Source organism: Pseudomonas sp. (assembly GCF_049645325.1).
GTDB lineage: Bacteria > Pseudomonadota > Gammaproteobacteria > Pseudomonadales > Pseudomonadaceae > Aquipseudomonas.
The window spans coordinates 1-9,978 of the sequence record NZ_JBARTQ010000609.1; the positions used below are offsets into that span (position 1 = coordinate 1).

The following is a 9,978-nucleotide window of genomic DNA, read 5'->3' on the forward strand; positions in this document are numbered from 1 at the left end:
CGACTAGGCTATTGTGCTTGCTCTAAATAATTCGAACAGCGAAATTGGACTTTCTCATGAATAAAGTGCTGATCGTGGATGATCATCCCGTCATTCGTCTTGCTGTGCGCATGCTAATGGAGCGTCATGGTTATGAAGTCGTTGCCGAGACTGATAACGGTGTCGATGCGTTGCAACTTGCACGGGAACATGTACCGGACATTGTCATATTGGATATCGGGATTCCCAAACTCGATGGGCTGGAAGTCATCTGTCGCCTGGCGTCCACCAAGCAGCCCGCACCCTTCAAGGTGCTGGTGCTGACGTCGCAGGCGCCGGGGCATTTTTCCATGCGCTGCATGCAGGCGGGGGCGGCCGGCTATGTGTGCAAGCAGCAGGACCTGACCGAGTTGCTGAGCGCCATCAAGGCCGTGCTGTCGGGTTACAGCTACTTTCCGAACCAGGCGCTCAATTCGGTACGCTCCACCATGGGCAACGCCAGTGAAGCCGACATGGTTGAGCGTCTGTCAGGCCGGGAGATGATGGTGTTGCAGCAGTTGGCCCGCGGCAAAACCAACAAGGAAATCGCCGACGGCATGTTCCTGAGCAACAAGACTGTCAGCACCTACAAGACGCGCCTGCTGCTCAAGCTCAATGCGCGTTCTCTGGTGGACCTGATCGAGCTGGCCCAGCGCAATGGCCTTGTCTAGAGGAGGGGAACGTCCAACACAGAAGCCAGCCTAACCGGCAGAAAAAAGCCTCCGTCAGGGAGGCTTCCGGTCGTTAACGGGTCGATCAGAGGTCGAAGTCGTAATCGGCCAGTTGTTTTTGCAAGCGTCGCTCTTCCAGAAGGTTGTCGATAGTGCGGCGTTTGCTCAAATTGGTCTTGGCCACCTCTGCAACCGGTGCTTCCCCATCGTCATCCGACTCTGCAACGAGGTCGTCTTCTACATCCAGTTGTTCTTTGCCAGTGCTCATAAGGTTCACTCCAGGCTAAGACTGCCGTTGGCGCTCCTTATAACGATAAACCGCGAAGGGGTAAAAAAGATTTTTTCAATCGACTGATCGAGAAAACCAATGATTCCTCAATCGTCGGACGTCTTGTCCTTGTATTCGCACAGGTCCTCGATGCGGCAGCTCCCACAGCGTGGCTTGCGGGCCTGGCAAACGTAGCGCCCGTGAAGTATCAGCCAGTGGTGAGAATCGAGCAGGTACGGCTTGGGCACGAACTTCATCAACTGCTTTTCCACCTCCACCACGTTCTTGCCGCGCGCGATGCCGGTTCGGTTGCTGACGCGAAAAATATGCGTGTCCACTGCCATGGTCAGCTGGCGGAACGCAGTGTTGAGCACCACGTTAGCGGTCTTGCGGCCCACGCCGGGGAGTGCTTCCAGCGCTTCGCGGGTTTGTGGCACTTCGCTGTCATGCAGTTCCACGAGCAGCCGACAGGTCTCGATCACGTTCTTGGCCTTGCTGTTGTACAGGCCGATGGTCTTGATGTATTCCGACAACCCCTCGACACCCAGCGCATAGATGGCTTCTGGCGTGTTGGCGACGGGGTAAAGCTTGGCCGTGGCCTTGTTGACGCCGACGTCCGTGGACTGCGCCGAGAGGATCACCGCAATCAGCAACTCGAACGGCGTGGTGTAGGCCAGCTCGGTTTTGGGTTCCGGATTGTCTTCGTGAAACCTGCGGAAAATTTCCAGGCGTTTTGCGGCGTTCATCGGGCAGGCGTTTCCTTGCAGGCAGTCAACGGGTGTTCAGGTGTGGAGCAGGCTGTGCAGGATAAACCATCGCCAGCGCGCCCGGCAGCCGTTGTCACGGTCAAGCGCCGATATGGGCGTCGACCAGGCGCTGTGCTTCTTCCAGCGTGTGCAGCGCGGCGTTCAGTTCGTCTGCGCTGACACCCGGCTGGCGTTGCAATTTGCTGACATCGGCACGGGCATAAGCCACGGCAGTTTTCAGCTGGCGCAGTTGGGTGTCGATGGGTCGTTTTTCCACGCGCTGCAAATCGGGCCTGGGCTGCTCGCTGGCAGCTTCAGCGTCATGCAGGGTTTGTTCGGCGGCGGCCAATGCGGCACTCAAGGACGCCAACTGCTGTTCATCAGCATTCTGGTCCTGAGCCCTTTTTAATTCGGCACGGCGCATGGCCAGCTGAATTTTCGCGCGCTTGAGTTCTGGGTCTTTGGGCGTCGGCGGTGGGGGTGGGCTGTCCACTTCCAGCGCGCTGAGCGCCAGTTCTGCGGCCTCGAACTGCTGCTGCAGGATGATCAATTGCGACTGTTGCTCAAAGGTCGGCGGGTGACCAAAGGCCTTCAAGGATTTGTGCAACTGCGCGCGGCTCATGGCGACGGTAATTTTGGCTTTCTTGACTGCGGCGTCCTGGGTCGCCTGATTGGCATCCAGTGGCGTCGCCGCAACCGGCGCCGAGCGCTTGGCGCGTGCCAGACGCTCGGCGAGCTTATGGGCTTCCTCACGTTGCAGCCGCGCGTTGCGTTGCTCATAACGTCGCCGCGCCCGGTCACGCTTGAGGCCGCGTTCCTGGCGCTCCTGCGCATTGGCCGCGAGGTCACCGACAATCGGCAGCACGCTGACCAATGGGCGCATCTCAATACAATCGACAGGGCAGGGCGCGACGCACAAGTCGCAACCGGTGCACTCATCCATGATCACGGTGTGCATCAACTTGGCGGCGCCGACAATCGCATCCACGGGGCAGGCCTGGATGCACTTGGTGCAGCCGATGCACTCGGCCTCACGGATATAGGCGACCTGAGCCGGGGCTTCGCCTCGGTGCGCGTCCAGTTCCAGCACCGGCACGCGAAGCAACTGCGCGAGGCCCGCAATGGTTTCCTGCCCACCCGGCGGGCACTTGTTGATCGCCTCGCCCAGCGCGATGCCCTCGGCGTAAGGCTTGCAACCCGGGTGCCCACATTTGCCGCATTGAGTCTGCGGCAACAGCGCGTCGATACGTTGAATCAGGTTCATGGGGTGATCATTGCGTATGCCGGTTAAACGGACAGAGCCTGTGCGGTGGCGGGCTGTTGTGGTGAGCAGCCTTATGCAGTGAGCGGGCTGGCCCCGCGCTGGGCTGCGAAGCGGGCCTATGGCAGCCACCGCAGTTCTGACAGGCAGAACAGGGTGACTGGGTTAGGGCTGCTTCGCGCCCCAGCGCGGGGCAAGCCCGCTCACCACACAAGCCCGATCACTACAACAAGCCCGCTCACAACAGAGGCTTACTTGATGCGTTGACCCGGCTTGGCGCCGCTGTCCGGGCTCAGCAGGTAGATCTCTTCGCCGCCAGGGCCAGCTGCCATCACCATGCCTTCGGAAATGCCGAACTTCATTTTCCGTGGCTTGAGGTTGGCAATCATCATGGTCAGGCGACCATCGAGCTTGGACGGGTCCGGATACGCACTCTTGATCCCGGAGAACACGTTGCGTTGCTCGTCACCGATATCCAGCGTCAGGCGCAGCAGCTTGTCGGCGCCTTCCACGGCTTCGGCCTTGATGATCAGCGCAACACGCAGGTCCACAGCAGCGAAGGCGTCAAAGTCGATTTCCGGGGAAAGCGGGTCCTTGGCCAGCTCGCCGTTGCCGGCCGGTGCGGCTTCGCCGGTGTCGGTCTGGCTGGCGACCAGGTCTTCTTTCGAAGCGTCGGTCATGGCCTGGACCTTGACCGGGTCGATGCGGGTCATCAGCGGCTTGAACTCGTTCAACTGATGGTTGCTGAGCAGTGTGGCGTGGTCGTCCCACGTCAGCGGCGCAACATTGAGGAACGCCTCGGCATCGGCGGCCAACAATGGCAGTACCGGCTTGAGGAAGATCACCAACTGGCGGAACAGGTTGACGCCCGTGGCGCAGATTGCCTGGACTTCAGCCTGCTTGCCTTCCTGCTTGTTCAGCGACCACGGCGCCTTGTCGGCGATCCAGGCGTTGGCGCGGTCGGCCAGGCCCATGATCTCGCGCATGGCGCGGGCAAAGTCACGGGCTTCATAGGCGTCGGCGATGCCTGGCGCGGCGGCCAGGAAGGCGTCGGTCAATTCTGGCGCGGCGTTTTCAGCCACCAGCAGCCCGGCGTTGCCCTTGTGGATAAACCCGGCGCAACGGCTGGCGATGTTGACGACTTTACCGACCAGGTCCGAGTTGACCTTCTGTACGAAGTCTTCGAGGTTCAGGTCGAGGTCGTCGACGCCACGGCCCAGCTTGGACGCGTAGTAGTAGCGCAGGTATTCCGGCGACAGGTGGTCCAGGTACGTGCGCGCCTTGATAAAGGTGCCACGGGACTTGGACATTTTCTGGCCGTTGACCGTCAGGTAGCCGTGCACGGCGATGCCGGTAGGCTTGCGGTAGCCCGAACCTTCGAGCATCGCCGGCCAGAACAGGGCGTGGAAGTTGACGATGTCCTTGCCGATGAAGTGGTACAGCTCGGCGGTCGAATCCTTGTTCCAGAACGCGTCGAAGTCCAGCGCCGGCGTACGGTCACAGAGGTTCTTGAAGCTGGCCATGTAGCCGATCGGCGCGTCCAGCCATACATAGAAATACTTGCCCGGCTCGTCCGGGATCTCGAAGCCGAAGTACGGCGCATCGCGGGAAATGTCCCACTGTTGCAGGCCGGCATCCAGCCACTCGGCGATCTTGTTGGCCACGGCGTCTTGCAGGGTGCCGCTGCGCGTCCAGGTTTGCAGCATTTGCTGGAAATCCGGGAGCTTGAAGAAGAAGTGCTGGGAATCCTTGAGCACCGGAATGGCGCCGGAGATGGCCGAGCGCGGGTTCTTCAGGTCGGTCGGTGCGTAGGTGGCACCGCACTTCTCGCAGTTGTCGCCGTACTGGTCTTCGGTGCCGCATTTCGGGCAGGTGCCCTTGATGAAGCGGTCGGCCAGGAACATTTTCTTTTCCGGGTCGAAATACTGCGTGATCGAGCGCGTGTCGATGTGCCCGGCATCACGCAGACGCTTGTAGATCTGGCTCGACAGCTCGCGGTTTTCGTCGGAGTGGGTCGAGTGGAAGTTGTCGAAATCAACCAGGAACTCGGCAAAGTCGGCGCTGTGTTCAGCCTGCACATTGGCGATCAGTTGTTCGGGGGTGATCCCTTCCTTTTCGGCGCGCAGCATGATGGCCGAACCGTGGGCGTCGTCCGCGCAGACATAAATGCATTGATTGCCGCGATGCTTCTGGAAGCGCACCCACATATCAGTCTGGATGTACTCAAGCATATGGCCAAGATGGATAGAACCATTGGCATAGGGCAGGGCGCTGGTGACGAGGATCTTGCGTGGCTCGGACATGGGGCTCGGCTACTTGATGAAACGGAGGTCGGCCACTATAAAGCGCCGGGAAATATATTTCACCCCGTGGCGCTGTTTCTGAAGCTTTCCGGCCTTCGAAAGCATGCCGTTGGGCGGCGGGAACGGTTAGGATAGCCGCCTGTTTCAGTCAGTCTTTTTTCGGGAGTAGCCCATGAGCGCCGTCAATCGCGCAGCGGTGGAAGCCGTTCTTCGCCAGTACACCGACCCCTATTTGAACCAGGACCCGGTCAGTGCCGGCTGTGTACGCGCCATCGAGGTCCAGGGCGACCAGGTCTCGGTCCAGTTGGAACTGGGCTATGCCGCCGGCCTGTTCAAGAACGGTTGGGCGCAGATGCTGCAAATGGCCATCGAGGGCCTGGACGGTGTGCGTTCGGCCAAGGTCGACATCCAGTGCGTGATTGCCGCGCACAAGGCCCAGGCGCAGATCCCGGGCCTGGCCAACGTCAAGAACGTGGTGGCCGTGGCGTCCGGCAAGGGCGGCGTGGGCAAATCCACCACGGCTGCCAACCTGGCGCTGGCGCTGGCCCGTGAAGGCGCCCGCGTGGGCATTCTCGACGCTGATATCTACGGCCCCAGCCAAGGCGTGATGTTCGGGATTGCCGAAGGCACGCGGCCGAAGGTCAAGGACCAGAAGTGGTTCGTGCCGATCGAGTCCCATGGCGTGGAAGTCATGTCCATGGCCTTCCTGACCGATGACAACACGCCGATGGTCTGGCGCGGCCCGATGGTCTCCGGCGCGTTGCTGCAATTGGTCACACAGACCGCTTGGGGCGACCTCGACTACCTGGTGATCGACATGCCGCCCGGCACCGGTGATATCCAGCTGACCCTGGCGCAGAAAGTCCCGGTGGCCGGTTCGGTGATCGTCACTACGCCTCAGGACCTGGCGCTGCTCGACGCAAAAAAAGGCGTGGAGATGTTCCGCAAGGTCAACATCCCGGTGCTGGGCGTCGTGGAAAACATGGCCGTTCACATCTGCTCCAACTGCGGCCACGCCGAGCATCTGTTCGGTGAAGGCGGTGGTGAGAAGCTGGCGACCCAATACGGCGTCGAACTGCTGGCCTCGTTGCCGCTGTCGATGGTGATCCGTGAACAGGCCGATGGCGGCAAACCGACCGTGGTGGCCGAGCCTGACAGCCAGATCGCAATGATCTATCAGGAATTGGCCCGCCACGTGGGCGCCCGGATCGTCCTGCAGGAAGCCGCTGCACCGGCGATGCCGACCATCACGGTCAGTGACGACTGACCCTGCCTGATGGGACAAAAGCCTCGACAGTGTCGGGGCTTTTTATTGCCCGAGCATCGGCGGGTGGCACCCGGTTACGCCTTTACCCAATCGAGCGTGTAAGCATTCGCTTACTTTTTCGTAAGTGTTTGGTTTTTTTACCGGGTGTGTGCGGCTCAAATCAGTGAGCTATTTTTCTATCTGATTGAAATATAACAATTATTTACATCCGTTTTAGCGCTGGAGCCTGTCAGCGCCTGAGTTGGATCCCGTTGAACTTCCCTTGGAACTCTCTAACATCAGCCCTGTGTCCACGGATTGACACGGCCATCAAGGAACGGTGGTTTCAGGGAATGTCGCAGGATGCGATTCATCAGGATGATGAAAAGGAATACAGGGACTAGGGAAAAAATGTGGGCGGGTCATACCGCCCCTTTTTTTTGCCTGCAGAAAAGTAAAACCGGTTCCCCGGAAACGCAAAAAGGCCCGCAAGGGGCCTTTTTTAGTGGGCAGCGACGCTGTTAGCGTTCGAGCTCTGCAATCTTGCCTTTTTTGCCATCCCACTCTTTAGCATCCGGCATCGGATCCTTGCGCTCAGTGATGTTCGGCCAGATTTCGGCCAGATCAACGTTCAACTGAATGAATTCCTGCATCTCTGCCGGGACTTCGTCCTCGGAGAAAATAGCGACGGCCGGGCATTCAGGCTCACACAGGGCGCAGTCAATGCACTCGTCCGGGTGGATAACCAGGAAGTTCGGGCCTTCGTAGAAGCAGTCCACCGGACACACTTCGACGCAGTCGGTGTACTTGCACTTGATGCAGTTGTCGGTAACGACGAAGGTCATTTCTAATTCTCTCCTCAGGCGGCGGCAGCGAAACCCTGTGTGGCAGGGCTCGCGAGGTTCGGGAGCGATAGTCTGCAGACCAGGCTAAGAGCCTGCAGCATCCCAAACCGCGCGAGAGTCTACCAGCTTGCAAGCCTCTGCGTTATATCCGAACTTGCAGTGCATATAACATTTCCAGCGCTTTACGCGGGGTCAAGCCGTCCAGGTCAAGCTTGGCCAGCTCATCCAGCACCGGATGGGGCAGGCTGGCAAACATATCGCTCTGGTGCGGCGCGCTGGGTTTGCCCTTGGCTTTGGCGGGGCTTGCGACCACGGTTTCGTGCGGCAAGGCCGTGGTTTCCAGGCGGCTGAGGTGTTCGCGGGCGCGGGTGATCACGTCGTTCGGCACACCGGCCAATTGCGCCACCGCCAAGCCATAACTCTGGCTGGCTGGCCCCGGCAGCACGTGGTGCAGGAACACGATGCGCTCGTTGTGCTCGGTCGCATTGAGGTGCACGTTGGCCACCAGCGGCTCGCTTTCCGGCAACACGGTCAATTCGAAATAGTGCGTGGCGAACAGCGTGTAGGCACGCAGGTGCGCCAAACGCTCGGCCGCCGCCCACGCCAGGGACAGGCCGTCAAACGTGCTGGTGCCGCGGCCCACTTCGTCCATCAGCACCAGGCTGCGCTCGGTGGCGTTATGCAGGATGTTGGCGGTTTCGCTCATTTCCACCATAAAGGTCGAACGGCCACCGGCCAGGTCATCGCTGGACCCGATCCGCGTGAAAATGCGGTCGACCAACGACAATTCGCAACTGGCCGCCGGCACAAAGCTGCCGATGTGCGCCAGCAACACGATCAACGCGGTTTGGCGCATGTAGGTGGATTTACCGCCCATGTTCGGGCCAGTGATCACCAGCATCCGCGTGTCGTCATCCAGCGACAGGTCGTTGGCGACGAACGGCGTGGTCAACACCTGTTCCACCACCGGGTGGCGGCCCTGCACGATGCGCATGCACGGCTCGCTGACAAACCGCGGGCAGTTCAAGTCAAGGTTCAACGCGCGCTCGGCCAGGTTGCTCAACACATCCAGTTCCGCCAGGGCGGCGGCCGTGTCTTGCAATGGCGCCAAGCGGCTGATCAAGTCTTCGAGCAAGGCTTCATAGAGCATCTTCTCGCGCGCCAGCGCACGGCTCTTGGCCGACAGCGCCTTGTCTTCAAACGCTTTCAGCTCCGGGGTGATGAAACGCTCGGCACCTTTAAGGGTTTGACGACGCTGATAGTCGATCGGCGCCGACTCGGCCTGCTTGCTCGGCAACTCGATAAAGTAGCCGTGCACGCGGTTGTAGCCGACCTTCAAGTTGGCCAGGCCTGTGCGGGCTTTTTCGCGGGCTTCCAGGTCAATCAGGAACTGCCCGGCGTTTTCGCTCAGCGACTGCAACTCGTCCAGTTCGGTGTCGTAACCGGTTTTCAGCACGCCGCCATCACGAATAATCGCCGGCGGGTTGTCGATGATGGCTTTTTCCAGCAGCGCCGCCAGTTCCGGGTAAGTGCCGGCAGTCAGTGCAAGCTGTTGCAGGTGCGGCGTGTCCAGCGCGGTCATCGCCACTTGCAGCTGCGGTAGTGCGCTCAAGGCATCGCGCAGACGCGCCAGGTCACGTGGCCGCGCATTGCGCAGGCCGATCCGCGCCAGGATGCGCTCGATGTCGCCAATTTCTTTCAACTGCGGCTGCAGCTTTTCAAAGCGGTAGCCATCCAGCAAGCAGGTAATCGAGGTCTGGCGTGCTTGCAGCACAGTCAAATCCCGCAGCGGACGATTCAGCCAACGGGTCAGCAAGCGGCTGCCCATGGCGGTCTGGCAACGGTCGACCACCGATTGCAGCGTATTGTCGCGCCCGCCAGACAGGTTGGTGTCCAGCTCCAGGTTGCGACGGCTGGCGCCGTCGAGCACCACGGTGTCGTCCAGGCGCTCATGGCGCAAGCTGCGCAAATGCGGCAGGGCGGTGCGCTGGGTTTCCTTGGCGTAGCTGAGCAAGCAACCGGCGGCGCCGATGGCCAGGGTCAGGGTTTCACAGCCGAAGCCTTTAAGGTCCTGCACCGAGAACTGCTGGCACAGACTTTTCAGCGCCGAATCCCGCTCGAAATCCCACGGCGCACGACGCTTGGTCCCACGACGCTTTTCCGCCGGCAAATCCTTCGGCCAATCATCCGGAATCAACAACTCCACCGGGTTGATGCGCTCCAGCTCCGCCAGCAGGTTCTCCCAGCCCTTGATCTCCAGCACGCTGAAGTTGCCGCTGGTGATATCCAGCACCGACAGGCCAAACAGACGTTCATCGCCCAACACCGCAGCGATCAGGTTGTCACGACGCTCATCCAGCAGCGCCTCATCACTCACCGTGCCCGGCGTAATAATGCGCACCACCTGACGTTCCACCGGCCCCTTGCTCGTCGCCGGGTCGCCGATCTGCTCACAAATCACCACCGACTCGCCCAGCTTCACCAGCTTGACCAGGTAGCCTTCCAACGAGTGGTAAGGAATCCCACACATCGGAATCGACTGCCCCGCCGACTGCCCGCGCGCGGTCAGGGTGATGTCCAGCAACTTGGCGGCCTTCTTCGCGTCTTCATAGAAGATCTC

General features: G+C 60.4%; 8 protein-coding genes. 2 read left to right on the forward strand and 6 right to left on the reverse strand.

The genetic code is table 11. The annotated features are described in order from the left end of the window. Window positions 1-56 precede the first annotated feature (56 nt). Window positions 57-689 carry a response regulator transcription factor gene (locus WBB95_RS25485; protein WP_016970755.1) on the forward strand — a complete coding sequence of 211 codons (633 nt, stop codon included), beginning with the start codon at window positions 57-59 and terminating at the stop codon, window positions 687-689. Between the two features lie 85 nt (window positions 690-774). On the opposite strand, the gene WBB95_RS25490 is transcribed toward WBB95_RS25485, so the two are convergent. The 4 genes from WBB95_RS25490 to metG all read right to left on the reverse strand — a co-directional run bounded on the left by WBB95_RS25490 (window position 775) and on the right by metG (window position 5,267). Beyond that, the gene (locus WBB95_RS25490) at window positions 775-957 is read right to left on the reverse strand and encodes a PA3496 family putative envelope integrity protein (protein ID WP_124526113.1); all 183 of its coding nucleotides are present in this window, start codon (window positions 955-957) and stop codon (window positions 775-777) included. A gap of 107 nt (window positions 958-1,064) precedes the next feature. Next, on the reverse strand, window positions 1,065-1,703 hold the full coding sequence (gene nth / locus WBB95_RS25495) for an endonuclease III (RefSeq protein ID WP_424490093.1): 639 nt from the start codon (window positions 1,701-1,703) through the stop codon (window positions 1,065-1,067). A gap of 100 nt (window positions 1,704-1,803) precedes the next feature. After that, window positions 1,804-2,967: an electron transport complex subunit RsxB gene (gene rsxB / locus WBB95_RS25500; RefSeq protein WP_424490094.1), complete on the reverse strand. Its 1,164-nt coding sequence runs from the start codon at window positions 2,965-2,967 to the stop codon at window positions 1,804-1,806. Between the two features lie 248 nt (window positions 2,968-3,215). Next, window positions 3,216-5,267 (reverse strand): methionine--tRNA ligase, encoded by a 2,052-nt coding sequence (gene metG, locus WBB95_RS25505; RefSeq protein ID WP_424490095.1) that lies wholly within the window; start codon window positions 5,265-5,267, stop codon window positions 3,216-3,218. 172 nt (window positions 5,268-5,439) lie between these two features. On the opposite strand from metG, the gene apbC reads away from it, so the two are divergent. Then, window positions 5,440-6,534, forward strand: coding sequence for an iron-sulfur cluster carrier protein ApbC (gene apbC / locus WBB95_RS25510; protein WP_424490096.1), 1,095 nt, complete (start codon window positions 5,440-5,442; stop codon window positions 6,532-6,534). 500 nt (window positions 6,535-7,034) lie between these two features. Here the strand turns inward: apbC and fdxA are convergent, their stop codons facing one another. Further along, window positions 7,035-7,358 carry a ferredoxin FdxA gene (gene fdxA / locus WBB95_RS25515; protein ID WP_424490097.1) on the reverse strand — a complete coding sequence of 108 codons (324 nt, stop codon included), beginning with the start codon at window positions 7,356-7,358 and terminating at the stop codon, window positions 7,035-7,037. A 142-nt stretch (window positions 7,359-7,500) separates the two neighbouring features. After that, window positions 7,501-9,978, reverse strand: a 2,478-nt coding sequence (gene mutS, locus WBB95_RS25520; RefSeq protein ID WP_424490098.1) for a DNA mismatch repair protein MutS, incomplete at its 5' end; no start/stop codon positions are given.